Raw genomic sequence first — 15006 nt, forward strand, 5'->3', positions numbered from 1 at the left:
ACCGTGACCGACGACCGGACCCGCCTGGCCATCGTGGGTCTGGGCCCGCGCGGGCTGGCGGTCCTGGAACGCCTGCTCGCCAACGCCCGCCGCCGGCCCGGGGGCCGGGCCGTGACCGTGCACGCCGTCGACCCGTTCCCGCCCGGGGCGGGCCGGGTCTGGCGCACCGACCAGTCCCCGCACCTGCTGATGAACACCGTCGCCGCCCAGGTCACCGCCTACACCGACGACACCGTCACCATGGCCGGGCCGGTGGAGCCCGGCCCCTCCCTGTACGACTGGGCGCGCGGGCGCGGGGACGCCCCGGCGGCCGACGCCTATCCGACCCGGGCCCTGTACGGGCACTACCTCGCCGACGTCTTCGCCCGGGTGGTCGCCCGCGCCCCCGCCCACGTGAGTGTGCGCGTCCACCGGGCCCGCGCGCTCGCCCTGGACGGGGACACCGGGCCGCAGGTCCTGTCCCTCTCCGACGGCCGCAGGCTCACCGGCCTGGACGCGGTCGTGCTGTGCCAGGGGCACGTGGACGTCATACCCGGGGCGGAGCAGGCCCCGGGGCTCCTGCACCTGCCGCCCGCCAACCCCGCCGACGCGGACCTGTCGGGCATCGGCCCCGGCGAGACCGTGCTGCTGCGCGGCCTGGGGCTGGCCTTCTTCGACTACATGTCCCTGCTCACCGAGGGCCGCGGCGGGGTGTACCAGCGCCGCGGGGGGCACCTGGTCTACCGCCCCTCCGGCGCCGAACCCCGCCTGGTGGCCGGGTCGCGCCGCGGCGTCCCCCACCGCGCCCGGGGCCGCGACCAGAAGGGCCCCGCCGGCCGCCACCTGCCCCGGCTGCTGACCCCCGAACGCCTCCGGGGCCTGCGCGAACACGGCCGGGGCCCGCTGCACCTGCGCTCCGACCTGTGGCCGGTCCTCACCCGGGAGGTCGAGGCCGTCCACTACGGCGCCCTGCTCGCCCGCCGCGGCCGGGACGGCGCGGCCTTCGCCGACGCCTACGCGGCCGCGGACACCCGCCACCGGCGGGAGGAGCTGCTGGCCGGGGCGGGGATCGGCGGCCGCTGGGACTGGGCCCGGCCCCGCCTCGGGGCCCGCACCGGACGGGCCGGCCGGGCCGACCGGGCCGACCACCGCGCCCGGCTGCTCGCCCACCTGCGCCGGGACGTGCGCACCGCCCGCGGCGGCAACGTCGACGACCCCGTCAAGGCCGCCCTGGACGTGCTGCGCGACCTGCGCAACGAGATCCGTTCGGCCGTCGAGCACCGGGGCCTGACCGGGGGTTCGCACCGGGACGACCTCTACGGGTGGTTCACCCCGCTGAACGCGCACCTGTCCATCGGCCCGCCGCTCTCGCGGGTGGAGGAGATGACCGCCCTGATCGAGGCCGGTGTGCTGGACGTCCTGGGCCCGGGAATGCGCGTGGCCGCGGACGGCGGAATGTTCGTCGCCGGTTCCGCGCTCGGGGAGCGCGTGACCGCCCGGGTGCTCATCGAGGCGCGCCTGCCCGAGCCCGACCTGCGCCGCACCGCCGACCCGCTGCTGCGCCACCTGCTGGCGACCGGCGCCTGCGCGCCCCACCGGGTTCCGGACCCGGCGGGGCCGGCGCACGTGACCGGCGGGCTGGACGTCACCGCGCGGCCGCAGCGCCTGGTCGACGCCCGGGGGCGCGCCCATCCGCGCCGGTTCGCCTTCGGCGTCCCCACCGAGGGCGTGCACTGGGCGACGGCGGTGGGCGTGCGGCCGGGCACGGACTCGGTGACGCTGGCCGACGCCGACGCGATCGCCCGCGCGGCCCTGGACCTGCCCCCTGTCCGCGTCCCCGGAGCCGAAACCGCAGCCGAAGCCGAAGCCGAAGCCGAAAAGGTGATCCCATGAGTCCGGACAGCGGCCTGCTCTCCCCCGTGTACGCGGGGACCCCCGTCGAGGCGGCGGTGGACGACCGGGCGTGGCTGCGCGCCCTGCTGGAGGCCGAGGCCGCGCTGGCCCGCGCCCAGGCCCGGCTGGGCACGGTGCCCGCCGACGCCGCGGAGGCCATCACCGAGGCGGCCCGCTCCGCCCCCTTCGACGTCCGGGAGATCGCGCTGGCCTCGCGGGAGAGCGCCAACCCGGTGATCGCGGTGGTGGGCGCGCTCACCGCGGCGGTCAGGGCCCGCGACGGCGGGGCCGCCGAGTACGTGCACCGGGGCTCGACCAGCCAGGACGTGTTCGACACCGCGGCGATGCTGGTCTGCTGCCGGGCCGTGGAGCTGGTCCGCGCCGACCTGGGCCGCACCGCGGACGCGCTGGCGCGCCTGGCCCGCGAGCACCGGGACACCCCGATGGCGGGGCGCACGCTGGCGCTGCACGCGGTGCCCACCACGTTCGGGCTCAAGGCGGCCGGGTGGCGGCTGCTGGTCCTGGACGCCGCCGAACGGCTGCGTTCGGTGCGCACCCCGGTGTCGCTGGGCGGCGCGGCCGGGACCCTGGCGGGGTACCTGGAGTACGCGCCGGGGCTGGACCCGGGCGGGTACGCCGACCGGCTCACGGCCGCCTACGCCGAGGAGACCGGGCTGGACGTGCCGGTGCTGCCCTGGCACGCGCTGCGCACCCCCGTCGCGGACCTGGCGTCGGCGCTGTCGTTCACCGCCGCCGCGCTGGGCAAGATCGCCGCGGACGTGCAGGTCCTGGTGCGGACGGAGATCGGTGAGGTCGGCGAACCGGCGGTGGCCGGGCGGGGCGCCTCCTCGGCGATGCCGCACAAGCGCAACCCGGTGCTGGCCACGCTGATCCGTTCGGCGACCCTGCGGGTCCCGGCGCTGGCGTCGGTCCTGCACCTGTGCGTGTCGGCCGAGGACGAGCGGTCGGCGGGCGTATGGCACGCCGAGTGGGCCCCGCTGCGCGACTGCCTGCGGCTGACCGGCGGGGCGGCGCACACCGCCGCCGAACTCGCCGCGGGGCTGGTGGTGCACGCCGACCGGATGCGGGCCAACCTGGACCTGACCGGCGGCGCGGTGGTGACCGAGCGCGTCGCCGCCGCCCTGGCCCCGCAGCTGGGGAAAGCGGCCGCCAAGGATCTCCTGGGCGGGCTGGCGGCGCGCGCCGCCGCCGGGGGGAGGCCCCTGGCGGACCTGCTCGCCGGGGCGGCCCCCGAGGTCCTGTCCCGGGAGCGGGCCGCCGGCCTGCTCGACCCGGCCGCCTACACGGGGGCGGCCGGGCACCTCGTCGACCGGGCGCTGGAGGACCCCCGTCAGAGCGGTTTGCGGCCCTGCACGGAGTAGACCGCGCAGGAGCAGGCCGCGAACCCGGGGTCGGCCAGCAGCTCCCGCACCCGGGCCAGCTCCCCGTCGGTCATCCCCTCCCGCGCAAAAGCGTCCCGCAGGTGGCGGGTGTGGTGGGAGATGAGGTGGACGCCGGGGGAATCGGCGTTCCACAGCTCCACGTGCGGCCGGGGGTCCACCTCCACCAGCCCGGCGCGGCGCATCGCCTCGGCGGCGTTGCGCCCCCACGCCGGGTCGGCCCCGGCCCGGGCCATGAGCCGGATCTTGGCCGCCAGGAACCGCTCGTACAGGTCCCGGGCCGCGGGGTCCGGCATGAGCAGCGACGGGCCGTAGGTGATGTCGAACTCGTCGAGTTGCAGCACGCCGCCGGGTTTGAGGGCGCGCACCAGCCGGTCCAGCACCTTGAGGCGTTCGGGCAGGTGGAGCAGGACCAGGCGGGAGTGGACGAGGTCGAAGGCCGCCTCGGGCAGCGGGTCCCGGGTGATGTCGTGCCGCAGCACCTCCAGGCCCTCGGCGGGGGCGATGTGCTCGGGTTTGACGTCGGTGGCGGTGACCGATCCGCCGGGGGCGACCCGGTCGGCCAGCCAGTGGGCGACGCTGCCGCCGCCCGCGCCCACCTCCAGGCACCGCCAGCCGGGGCCGACGCCGGTCTGCGCCAGCCTGCGGGTGGTCAGCGGGTCGTAGGCGGCGGCCAGGAAGCGGTGCTGGTCGGGGGCGTTCTCGTTGTGGTTGTCGAACACGTAGCCGGGTGCCGTGGCGGTACCGGTCATCGGGGGCCTCCTGAGAGTACGGTCGGTCGGCGCCGCACCGCCTCGGCGGCCATCCGGGTGAGGGTGGCGGTGCACACCTTCCCGGTGGGGCCGAGCGGCAGCGCGGGCAGGAACACCACGTGTTCGGGCAGGGCGCGCACGTCCACGCCGTGCCCGTCGCGCAGGTGGGAGATGAGTTCGCCGGGGGTGGGCGGGACCGCCCCGGGCAGCGGACAGACGCAGGCGCACACGCGTTCGCCCAGGTCGGGGTCGGGCACGGGCACGCACTGGGCCTCGGCCAGGGCCGGGTGGGCGGCCAGGGCGCGCTCCACCTCGGCGGGGTGGAGGGTGACGCCGCCGCGGATGACGGTGCGGCGCAGCCGGTCGACCACCCGCAGGGTCCCGTCGGCGTCGAACCGGCCCAGGTCGCCGGTGCGCACCCATCCGCCGGGGGCGCGCCCCCGGGCGTCGAGGTCGGGGGCGGCCACGTGGCACAGGGGTGTCATCGGGCCGCGGGCGAGGATCTCGCCCGTCTCCCCCGCGGGCAGCGGCCGCCCTTGCGGGTCGCACACCCGGATCTCGCAGACGGCGGGGTCGGGGCGCCCGGCCACGCCGGGTTCCCAGGCGGCGGGGTCGTGCGCGGTGTGGCAGTTGACCCCGTCGGTGGATCCGTAGACGTTGACCACGGGGCGTCCGAAGCGCCGAACGCACAGGTCGCGGACCTCCCGGTGCAGGGGCGCGCCGCTGGCCACGAGGGCGCGCAGCGAGGAGGTGTCGGCGGCCGGTGCCGCCAGGGCGGTGCGCCGCAGCATGGTGGGGACGCCGATCAGGTGGGTGGGGCGGTGCCGTTCGATCGAACGCAGGACCCGCGCCGGGTCGAACGGGCCGGGGAGGATGAGCGTCGCCCCGAGCCGGACCAGGGAGACCACGCCCAGCGACCCGAACGAGGAGGCCGGGGTGACCGCGAGCAGCAGGCGCGGGGGGCCCGCGCCCAGGACCGCCCGGGCGTAGGCGCCGCGGCCCCCGGCCATGGCGTTGTGGCTGTAGGCGACCATGCTCGGCTCGCCCTCGGAGCCGGAGGAGACGAGGACGCGGGCGGGCGACTCGGGGTCGGGGGCCGCCGCGGCGGGCGGTGGGCCGCCGCCGTCCAGGGCCCCGGGGTCCAGGCGCAGGGCGGGCGCGCCCGCGGTGTCGTCGCGGTCGGTGACCACGATCGCGGCCCGGGACCGGCGCAGCAGGGAGGAGACGTCGGTGCGGGAGCGGCCGTGCGGGACGGGCAGGGAGACGGCGCCCAGTGCCGCGGCGGCGAGTTCGACCGCGAGGGCGTCGCGGCCGTCGGGGAGCAGGACGGCGATGATGTCGCGCTCGCCGCAGCCGCGGTCGCGCAGCAGCGCGGCCGCCCGGCCGACCCGCGCGGCCAGCCCGGCCCGGTCCAGGCTCCCGTGTTCGTCCACGACCGCCTCGCGGGCGGGGTCCTCCCGCACCCGGTCGAGGAAGAGGGAGTACAGGTCCCGCCCCGGGCAGTGCCCCTCGCGAACCCAGCGCTCCCGTAGCTCGGCGGGCACGAGGTCGGTGAGCACCACCCCCGCCGCGGACATCCAGCTCATCGTGCCTCCTTTGCGGTGAACGTCCACGGGGCGCGGGGTAGGGCGACCCCGTGGACACGGTCGAACGCCTCGGGGAAGTGCCCGGCGGCCGCGGCCGGGTCGGCGACCGGCGGGGTGCCCGAACGCGGCCGGTGGGCGCTCCCCCGCCCGGCCGCGCGCAGCAGCCGGGCCGCGTCGACCAGCGCGGTGCGGGCGGCGGCCCCGGTGCCCGCGCGGGCGCGCAGCAGCAGCCCGGCCAGGGCGGCCTCGGCGGCGAGCAGCCCGCCGAGCACGTCGGTGAGTGTGACCAGCGACGGCGCGGGGTCGCCGCCGTCGGCCAGCAGGTGGGCGATCCCGCCGTGGGCCTGGACCAGGAAGTCGGTGGCGGGGGTGCCGGGCGCGGGGTCCTCCCCCGCCCACCCGTCGGCGTGGACGTGCACCAGGCCGGGGGCGCGGTCCGCCAGGTCATCGGCGCCCAGGCCGAACCGCTCGGCCCGGCCCGGCGGCCAGTTGTAGAGGAACACGTCCGCCCCGGCCGCCAGGTCGGCGGCGGCCCGCCGGCCCTCGGCGGTCTTGAGGTCGTACTCGACGGCGGCCTTGCCCCGGTTGAACGCGGCGAAGCGGGCCGAGAGCCCGCCCGCCAGCGGCGGGACGCCGCGCATGGGGTCGCCGCCGGGCGGTTCGACGCGCACGGTGTCGGCGCCCAGCAGGGTGAGCAGCAGTCCGGCCAGCGGCCCCTGGACCCGGTTGGTGGCCTCCACCACCCGCAGCCCGGCCAGCGGCCCCGGCCCGGTGAACGGCCGCGGTGCCCCGGCCGGGGCCGTGCCGCGCAGCCGCCACGGCGACCCCGGTCCCGGCTCCGTCACCTCCCCGGGTGGGCGCAGGGGTACCGCGCCCACCCCGCACGCCCGGGCCGCCTCGGCCGCCGCCGCGAACGGCAGCGACGCTAGGACAGCGAACAGTTCGTTGGGCAACGAACAGACCGCGGTGGCGAAGCGGCGCTGGAACGGCGCCCACCCGGCGGCGATCGCCGCCCGGGGCGCGCCCAGCACCTCCCAGAACCGCAGCCACGCCTCCGGGTCGAGGGTCTCCAGCTCGAAGCGGACCCCGTCGGCCGAGCGGAACGGCGGCGCCTCCCCCGGCCCGTCGGCGGCCTGGCTCCCCCGGTCCGCGGTGGCCTCGGCGGCGTAGGGGGCGACCGCGAGCAGGGCGGCCCCGGCCACCGACACCGACGCCCGCAGGGCGGGTCCGCCTCTCTCCCGGGCCAGCACCGCCGCCGCGATCGCCTGGGCGGCCAGCACCCCGGCGCACACCGACGCGTAGTCCACGGGCAGGAAGCGGGGTCCGCCCCGCGCCCGCCCGTGCAGATGGGCCGGCCCGCAGGCCGCCTGCACGTCACGCTCGTCCATCAGGGCCGTATCGCCGACCGACCAGGAGATATCGCACCCCGCCCCGCCGAATCCCACCAGGTCGATCCGCCCGGCCGGGCCGTTCGAGGCACCACCCCTCGACAGGGCGATGCCGCGCCCTACGCCGCCCAGGCCCACCGGGTCGGCTTGCCCGGCCGAGTGCTCCGGCGCGCCGCCGTCCCACCGCACGCCGTGGTCGTCGGCGGACGGCGCTCCAGGACCCGGCAGGGCGATGTGACGCCCGGTACCGCCGTGGACAGCCGGGGTGATCCGCCCGGCCGAGTGCTCCGGGGCATCGCCGTCCCGGGTGATGTCGCGGTCCCAGCGCACCGTCAGGCCCATGGCGCGGAGGCGGGCGATCGCGATGCGCAGCGGCAGGGTGTCGCCCGTGGCGCGGGCCGCGACCCCGGCCAGGGGTGCGGCGGTGATCGTCGGTGCGGTCATGTCCACCTCCCCGTGCCGGCGGCGGTGCGGGGCAGGCCCAGGCGTTCGCGCAGGGTTCCGCGGCGGACCTTGCCGGTGCCGGTGCGGGGCAGGTCGTCCCAGCCCAGGACCACCGGTTCGGCCATCTCCGGCAGGTCCGCGACGGCCTCCTTCCACGCACCCAGGTCCAGGGCGCCGTCCTCCACGGCCACGACCGGGACCGGCGGCCCGCCGGGGACCCCCAGGACGACGCACTCCAGCACCTGCGGCAGGCGTTCGTCCACGACGTCCTCGATCTCCAGGCAGCCGCCCTCGGTGAGGGCGTCCACCTCCCGGTCCACCAGCCGGACCGCGCCGGTGCGGTCGATGGACCCGATGTCGCCGGTGTTCCACCACTGCCCGACGAGCTTGGTGCGCCAGCGCCCCTCCTCGCCGACGTAGCCGGTGCACAGCGCGTCGGTGCGGCAGTACAGCAGCCCGGTCTCCCCCGGCGGCAGGGGGCGCAGGCTGCGGGGGTCGACGGCGCGCAGGCGGGTCCGGCCCGGGACGGGCCGCCCCAGGTCGCGGGTGGTGGGGTCGACCCCCTGGCGGTCGGCGAGGGAGCGCCGGGTGAAGAAGCGGAAGGTCAGCGGCCCGGTCTCGCTCTGCCCCCAGCCCTGCATCCACACCGGCGCCCGGCGCCCGCTGGCGCCCAGGAACGCGCGGACGGTGGAGGGGTGCACGGCGTCGAAGGTGCTGACGAACAGCCGCACCCGCCCGAACACCTCTCCTTCCCGCCCCAGGTGCCGCTGCCAGCGGGCCAGGGTGGCGGGCTGGGCCTCCAGGGTGGTGGGCCGGTGCCTGCGCAGCGCGGGCCCGGCCTCCGCCCAGTCGGGGTCGGTGATCACCGAGATCGCCTCGGGGAACAGCCACAGCACCCCCGCCGTCCAGGCCAGCGCCCGGCCGTGGGCGAAGGAGATGGAGGAGGTGACGGTGTCGTCGCGGCGGCTGCCCAGGACCGGCCACCGGTGCGATTCGAACCCGGCCAGGCGGCGCATGAGGGTGCGGGTGGTGTGCACGACGAGTTTGGGGGTGCCGGTGGTGCCGGAGGTGTGCATGATCGCCAGCGGCGCGTCCAGGTGCGGGCGGCGCGGCGGCGGTGCGGTGGCGCCGCGCACGTCGGCCGGGGACAGCGCCCCCTGCAACGCCCCGTCCACGACCAGGGTGCGGGCGGCCCGGCCGCTGAGGTCGCGACCCGCCGCGCAGGCGGAGCGGAGCAGGTCGGCGTCGGTGACGAGCAGGCCCGGCCCCAGTCTCCGCAGCAGGGTGTCCAGGGTCTCGGGGGCCAGGTGGGCCGAGAGCGAGGCCGGGACGGCGCCCAGCCGGGCGGCGGCGCACGCCAGCAGCACGTAGTCCCAGTGGTTGCGTTTGGCGATGGCCACCCGGTCACCGGGGCGCACACCGGCCTCGGCGAACCACCCGGCGAACCGCCGGACCAGGTCGGCGGCGCTGGGGACGTCGAGTTCCAGCCCGGCCTCGGGCGCGGTGTCCAGGGGGCGGCTCAGCCGGATCGCGGTGGTGGAGCCGCGCCGGGCCAGGTCGTCGAAGAGGGTGCCCAGGTGGATGGGTTTGCTCGGGAGCATCATGCCTCGATCGGGGTCGGTTCGCGGGTCTGGGCGAGGAAGGCGGCGGTGCGTTCGGCGGCCGTGAACGCGGAGGTCACCGCCCCCTCGCTGCACGGGCGCAGCGAGGTCCAGTCCCCGGCGTAGTCGACGGCGGCCGGGGGCCGCGCGGTGAACGCGGGCCGGGCGGCCAGCGCCGCCGGGCGCGGCAGCGGCAGCCCGTGCGGGAACCGGTGCACGACCGTCCCCCGCACGTGCGACGCCACCCCGGGGAGGATGTGCCCGGCCCGGGCCAGCAGCACCCGGTCCACGTCCTCGTCGGGGGCGTCCATCAGCACGCCGGTCCCCTCGGGCCGGGTGAGCAGGGAGATGAGGCCGCGGCCGCGGGGCACCCGCCCGGGGTGTTTGGCGTGGTCGATGGTGACCACCCCGAGCAGGGGGTCGTCGGGCACGAGCAGGGCGAAGCCCCGGCGCGCCCCGCGCGGGGACAGCGGGGCGTCCAGCAGCGCGGTCATCCGGAGCATGGGCGCGTACTCGCAGGCCCGGAGGTAGTCGCGTTCGGCCGGGGGCGCGCCGGGGTGCAGGCGCGCCGCGACGGGTGCGGGCACCGCCAGGACGACGGCCCGGGCCCGGAGCCCGCCCGCGGGCGAGTCCACCCGCACCCCGCCGGGGCCGGGGGCCACGCCGGTGACGGGGTGGCGGGTGCGCACGTCGAGTCCGGCGGCCAGGGTCCGGGCGAGGGTGTCCATGCCGTCGCGGTAGGTGCGCCAGGTGGCGGTGCTGCCGCAGGCCTGGAGGTGGGCGGCGAAGGGCCCGGCGGCCGCGGCCTGCGGGGTCCAGCCGAAGAACCCGGCGGCCAGCGGGCCCAGCAGGCGTTCGCCCAGCTGCGGGTGCCGGTGGCGGAGCAGGTCCGCGACGGTCGCCCCGCCCAGGTCGGAGCGCTCGGGGTGTTCGGGGTCCAGTCCGGCCCGGGCCAGCCGCAGTTGCAGCCGCACCAGGTCCAGGCGGGCCCGCGGGGACAGCCCCATGCCGGTGAGCAGCCCCAGGGGGCGCCCGGCGTGGCGGCGGGCGCGGCCGTTCCACCACACCGACAGGGCGTCGCGGACCAGGGGGACCGCCTCGGGGTCGGCGTCCAGCCCGGTGGCGCGGATGAGCCGCCAGGTCGCCGGGTAGGCGTCGGCCGACGGGATCATCTCCGCGCCGGTGTCGATGAGGTGGTCGTCGGTGCGCAGGGTGCGCATCCGCCCGCCCACGGCGTCGAGGTCCTCCAGGACCCGGACGGTGTGCCCGGCGGCGGCCAGCAGGTGCGCGGTGGCCAGCCCGGCGGGCCCGGCGCCCACCACGGCCACGTCGACGTCGGTCACCACAGCGTGTCCGGCAGCAGGGGCGAGACCAGGTTGGCGGCGAGCAGGAGCACGACCGTGGCGCGGTGGGTGTGGATGGCCATGCGGCGGGCGCGCAGGATGTCCCCGGCGACGAATCCGGTGTAGAGCTGGGCGGCCCGCAGCGCGATGACCGGCAGCAGCACGGTGGGGAACCACCAGGGTGCGATGCCGAGCAGGTGCGAGCCGGTGACCAGCAGCGTCTCCAGCACGGTGACCGCGATGATGAACACCGTGTTGGTGCGCGGGGTGACCTTGGCGGCGACGGTGATCCGCCCGGCCGACCGGTCGCCGTCGGCGTCGTTGGTGTTGGAGTACAGGCCGAAGATCATCGGGCCGCCGCCGAAGATCAGCGCCTGCACGATCACGAACCCGTCCACGTGCCCGACGAGCAGGCCGTAGGGCACCAGGACCCAGCCCACGCCCAGGCCGACCAGGAAGATCTCCTGGAAGCCCCGGTAGCTGATCTTGAGCCCCCAGGAGTACTGGACCGACGCGACCAGGCACAGCGCGGCGCCGATGACCGCCCACAGCGGCCGGTGCGGGGCCAGCGCCACCACCGCCGTCCACAGGACGACGCTCGCGACGGTCGCGGCCCGGCCGAAGCGCAGTGCCTGCGCCTCGGTGAGGGTTCCGGCGACCAGGGGTTTGCGGGCCAGGCGGCGGCGGGCGGCGTCGGAGCCGTAGTTGGCGGCGTCGGAGCCGTCCCGGTACCCGGTGACGTCGTCGAAGGCGACCATGGCGGCCACCACGGCCACCTCGGCGAGCAGCACCAGCAGCAGGAACCCGAGGGTGTCGGCGCGCGGGCCCAGCAGGGGCAGGGTCATCGCGAACACCAGCGGCAGGCCGATGTAGTAGTCGACGATGTCGAGCTTGGCCAGCCGGGCGTAGGTGCCCAGGGTGGGCCGGGGCGCGGCGGCCTGGGCCGGTCCCGCGGTCGCCGGTGCGGGCGGCGAGGACTGCGCGGACTCCTCGGACGGCGCGGTCAGGTGTTCGGTCATGGTGTCCTCCCGAGGGCGAACGCACGGACCGCGGCGACCACGTGTTCGACGCGGGCGTCGGTCAGGTGCGGGTACAGGGGCAGGGAGATGTTGCGGCGCGCCGCCTCCCGGGCCCGGGGCCACGCGCCGTCGGCGGCGGCGTGGGGGGCGAAGGCGGGTTGTTCGGGCAGGGTCCGCGGGTAGTAGACGTGGGTGTCCACGCCGGAGGCGGCCAGGTGGGCGCGCAGGCCCTCGCGGTCCTCGCACAGCAGCGTGTAGACGTAGGGGAAGCGCCCGTCCCCGCCCACCGGGGGTGCGACCACCCCGGCGTCGGCGAGGTCGGCGAAGGCCGCCGAGTAGTGGTCGCAGATCGCGGTGCGGCGGGCGATGCGTTCTTCCAGCCCGGCCAGGCGGTGCAGCTGGACGGCGGCCATCACCTCGTCGAAGCGGCTGTTGTGGCCGACGTGGTGGTGCAGGAACCGGTTGCGGCCGTCCTGGCCGTGGTTGCGCAGCATCCGCACCCGGCCGGCGAGCGCGGCGTCGTCGGTGAGGACCACCCCGCCCTCGCCGGGCATCCCGAACACCTTGACCTGCACGAAGGAGTACACCCCGGCGTCGCCCCACCGTCCGGCGGGCCTGCCGCGGAGCACGCCGCCCTGGGCGAGCGCGGAGTCCTCGACGAGCCGCAGCCCGGTCCGGGCGGCCAGGTCGCGCAGGCGCGGCATGTCGGCCATGACGGAGAACATGTGCGCGGGCATCAGGGCCCGGGTCCGGTCGGTGACCAGCGCCTCGGCGCTCTCGGGGTCCAGGGTGAGGGTGGCCGGGTCGATGTCGGCGAAGACCGGGACCGCGCCGACCGCCAGGACGGTGCTCGCCAGCGGGGCGCACCCGAACGCGGGGACGACCACCTCGTCGCCCGGGCCGATGCCCATGGCGGTCAGGACCAGGGTGAGCGCGGAGGTGCCGCTGGAGCAGGCCACGGCGTCGGCGGAGCCCAGGGACGCGCGCAGCGCGTCCTCGAACCGGGCGGTGCGCCGGCCCAGGATGAACCTCTGCTCCGGGTCGGTGCCGACCTCGTACAGCACCTCCAGCAGTGTCTCGCGGTCGGCCTCGAACAGGTCGGGGGCGAAGAACGGGATGGTGTCCCGTTCGGTGGCACGGTCGGCGGCCACGGTCATCGGGACCTCCCGGAGTAGTGGCGTTCGATCTCGTCGCAGACCCGGTCGACGGCGCTCTCGGCCAGGTCGGCGTAGAGCGGCAGGGCCAGGGCGGTGCGGCACAGGGCCTCGGCCCGGGGCAGGTCGCCGGGCCGGTGCCCCAGGTACGCGAAGCAGGGCTGTAGGTGCAGGGGGCGCGGGTAGTAGACCTCGGTGCCGATGCCCGAGGCGGCCAGGTGGGCGGCCAGGCCGTCACGGTCGTCGACCTCGACGAGGTGGACGTAGACCACCCGGTTCTCGCCGTGCCGGACGGGGAGGTCGCCGGGGACGGCGCGCACCCCGGGCAGGCCGCGCAGCCGGTCGTCGTAGCGCCGCGACAGGGCGGCGCGGCGTTCGATGTCGGCGTCCAGGCGGGCGAGCTTGGCCAGCAGGACGGCGGCCTGGAGGTCGTCCATCTTGCTGTTGCCGCCGGCGACGACGGTCGGGTTGGCGATGCCGGGGAACGCGGCCAGGGTGCGCCCGGAGCGGCCGTGGTGGCGCAGCATCCGCGCGGTCTCGGCGATGGCGTCGTCGTCGGTGAGCAGGGCCCCGGCGTCGCCGACCGCCCCCAGGGTCTTGGCGGGGAAGAAGGAGAGCACGCCCCCGGCGCTGAGCAGCCCGGCGTGGACGCCGTCGGCGCGCATGCCGATGGCCTCGGCGCTGTCCTCCACCACGGTGAGGCCGTGGTCCCGGGCGACGCGGTGCACCCCGGCCATGTCGGCGAGGCGGTCGAAGAGGTGGACGGGCATGACCATGCGGGTGCGATCGGTGACGGCGGCCGCCACCGCGGCGGGGTCGATGCCGTATCCGTGTTCCCCGATGTCGGCGAAGACGGGGACGCCGCCGGCGTGCACGACGGCGGTGGCCGTGGCGACGAACGTGTGGGCGGGGACGATCACCTCGTCCCCGGGGCGCAGTCCGGCGGCGCGCAGCAGCAGGACGAGGGCGTCGGTGCCGGAGTTGACGCCGACGGCGTGGCGGGCGCCGGTGTAGGACTCCAGGGCGCGTTCGAACTCCGCGACCATGGACCCGTGCGAGAACTTCCCGTCGTCCAGGACGCGGGAACAGTTGCGCCGGATCTCAGGCCATATTCTTCGGAACGTCTCCGATTGATCGAAAAACGGCACGGCGGAATTCTCCCTGCCCTTTTCTCGGGGGGCCAGGGAGGAGAGTGTGGATTTCATGTGCTCCGTTCCGGGAGAAAACGGCGGTGCGGGGCCCGGCCGCACCCGGGTGCGGCCGGGCCGGGAAAGGGGGTCGATTCCCTCGGAAAGGGGGGTCAGACGCCCAGGAGCGGGATGTCGTTCTTGCCGAGGTGGTAGTCGCGCACCGCGGCGACCAGCTCGCCGACGCTGAGCGAGCCGTCGCCGTCGGTGTCGATCTGGTCGAAGGCGTCACGGGCCTGGTCGGCGCTCAGACCGATGGCGGCGAACCACCGCTCCAGTTCGACCGGGCTGATCTCGCCGTCGCCGTCGGTGTCGGCGATGGCCAGGATCGCCTGGATGGTGGGCTGGAGCACCTCGGCGAAGCCTGCGTTGCCGCGGCTGACGATCTCGGCCTCGGCGGCCCGGAGGAAGTCCTCCTTGTTCAGCTCCTCGGTGCCGGCGGCCCGCGCCAGCCGGTCGAACAGGCCGAGGTAGGCGGCCCGCAGGGCGGCCGCGCCCGGAGCCGAGGCGTCGGCGCCGAAGCGGTCGAGGATGCCCTGGACCTCCTGCTCGAAGTCCGAGCGCTCGATCACGCCGTTGCCGTTGTGGTCCCAGAGGTTGAAGCGCTCTTCGAGACGGTTGTTGGCCTTGACGGCGACACTCATGCATTCTCCTTGAAAAAGGGAAACGAAAAGAAAAGGGTATTTCCAAAGGGGGAACGAAGAGATTTTCGAGCAAGCGCCCGATCCCTTTTTCATATTACCCCCGCGGGGGCTTCGCAAAAACCCATCCGGGGGAGAACATCGAGGCTTCCAAAACTTTATATCGGACATTCTTCGACATTTACAGCAAAGATCTCGGCCGTCGCCCGCGCGCTCCCCTGCCGGAAGACCACGCGCTCCTCCGGGCGCAGCTCCAGCTCGCGCCCGGTGGGCACCGGGTCGGCGTGGATCAGCACGTTGTAGTGATTGGGCGTGTGGCAGGCGTCGAACCCCAGCACCACGCCCACCCGGCGCGGGCCGATCCACACCTCGTCGCCCCGGTCCACGACGCCGGCCGCGGTGATCTCGGCGAAGCCGAGGAAGCCCACCCGGTCGATCCGCGCCCCGTCGGCGGTCTCGGTGTGGTCGGTGGCGACCAGCTCGTGGACCTCGCCCGCGCGCACGCAGCGGCTCGCGAACGGCTCCAGCCGCATGCCCCGGTCGGTCCTGCGGTGCACCAGCACCTTGACCACGGCGGCGGTCACCGGGCGTTTGGCCCCGTCCTCGTGCGGGTTCACCG

Annotated in this window: 12 protein-coding genes; 2 read left to right on the plus strand and 10 right to left on the minus strand. The window is 76.4% G+C overall.

The window, feature by feature from the left end; genetic code table 11:
• The first annotated feature begins 3 nt into the window (after positions 1-3).
• Together ACJOT3_RS11090 and ACJOT3_RS11095 are read left to right on the plus strand one after the other, a co-directional pair.
• A complete protein-coding gene (locus ACJOT3_RS11090) occupies positions 4-1872 on the plus strand; it encodes an FAD/NAD(P)-binding protein (protein WP_406971594.1) in 1869 nt (622 codons plus the stop codon).
• Positions 1869-3254, plus strand: a complete 1386-nt coding sequence (locus ACJOT3_RS11095) for a nitrosuccinate lyase (RefSeq protein WP_406971596.1) — start codon at positions 1869-1871, stop codon at positions 3252-3254. The genes ACJOT3_RS11090 and ACJOT3_RS11095 overlap by 4 nt, the downstream gene beginning before the upstream one ends.
• Here ACJOT3_RS11095 and ACJOT3_RS11100 read toward each other — a convergent pair.
• The 10 genes from ACJOT3_RS11100 to ACJOT3_RS11145 all read right to left on the minus strand — a co-directional run.
• Positions 3224-4024 (minus strand): class I SAM-dependent methyltransferase, encoded by an 801-nt coding sequence (locus ACJOT3_RS11100; RefSeq protein ID WP_406971597.1) that lies wholly within the window; start codon positions 4022-4024, stop codon positions 3224-3226. The two genes, ACJOT3_RS11095 and ACJOT3_RS11100, sit on opposite strands and share 31 nt — an antisense overlap.
• Positions 4021-5610, minus strand: a complete 1590-nt coding sequence (locus ACJOT3_RS11105; RefSeq protein ID WP_406971599.1) for a class I adenylate-forming enzyme family protein — start codon at positions 5608-5610, stop codon at positions 4021-4023. Before ACJOT3_RS11105 ends, ACJOT3_RS11100 begins: the two co-directional genes overlap by 4 nt.
• The gene (locus ACJOT3_RS11110) at positions 5607-7442 is read right to left on the minus strand and encodes a CoA transferase (protein WP_406971601.1); all 1836 of its coding nucleotides are present in this window, start codon (positions 7440-7442) and stop codon (positions 5607-5609) included. Before ACJOT3_RS11110 ends, ACJOT3_RS11105 begins: the two co-directional genes overlap by 4 nt.
• Positions 7439-9046: a class I adenylate-forming enzyme family protein gene (locus ACJOT3_RS11115; protein ID WP_406971603.1), complete on the minus strand. Its 1608-nt coding sequence runs from the start codon at positions 9044-9046 to the stop codon at positions 7439-7441. Before ACJOT3_RS11115 ends, ACJOT3_RS11110 begins: the two co-directional genes overlap by 4 nt.
• Positions 9043-10386 carry a protoporphyrinogen/coproporphyrinogen oxidase gene (locus ACJOT3_RS11120; RefSeq protein ID WP_406971605.1) on the minus strand — a complete coding sequence of 448 codons (1344 nt, stop codon included), beginning with the start codon at positions 10384-10386 and terminating at the stop codon, positions 9043-9045. Before ACJOT3_RS11120 ends, ACJOT3_RS11115 begins: the two co-directional genes overlap by 4 nt.
• The gene (locus ACJOT3_RS11125) at positions 10383-11405 is read right to left on the minus strand and encodes a UbiA family prenyltransferase (RefSeq protein WP_406971607.1); all 1023 of its coding nucleotides are present in this window, start codon (positions 11403-11405) and stop codon (positions 10383-10385) included. The genes ACJOT3_RS11120 and ACJOT3_RS11125 overlap by 4 nt, the downstream gene beginning before the upstream one ends.
• Complete coding sequence (locus tag ACJOT3_RS11130) at positions 11402-12562, minus strand: DegT/DnrJ/EryC1/StrS family aminotransferase (RefSeq protein WP_406971609.1); 1161 nt, start codon at positions 12560-12562, stop codon at positions 11402-11404. Before ACJOT3_RS11130 ends, ACJOT3_RS11125 begins: the two co-directional genes overlap by 4 nt.
• Positions 12559-13764, minus strand: coding sequence for a DegT/DnrJ/EryC1/StrS family aminotransferase (locus ACJOT3_RS11135; RefSeq protein ID WP_406971611.1), 1206 nt, complete (start codon positions 13762-13764; stop codon positions 12559-12561). The genes ACJOT3_RS11130 and ACJOT3_RS11135 overlap by 4 nt, the downstream gene beginning before the upstream one ends.
• Positions 13765-13859: 95 nt before the next feature.
• Positions 13860-14390 (minus strand): EF-hand domain-containing protein, encoded by a 531-nt coding sequence (locus ACJOT3_RS11140; RefSeq protein WP_406971613.1) that lies wholly within the window; start codon positions 14388-14390, stop codon positions 13860-13862.
• Between the two features lie 155 nt (positions 14391-14545).
• A partial coding sequence (locus ACJOT3_RS11145) for a DUF6917 domain-containing protein (protein ID WP_406971615.1) occupies positions 14546-15006 on the minus strand: 461 nt, incomplete at its 5' end.

This window comes from Nocardiopsis protaetiae (assembly GCF_045446735.1).
Taxonomy (GTDB): domain Bacteria; phylum Actinomycetota; class Actinomycetes; order Streptosporangiales; family Streptosporangiaceae; genus Nocardiopsis; species Nocardiopsis protaetiae.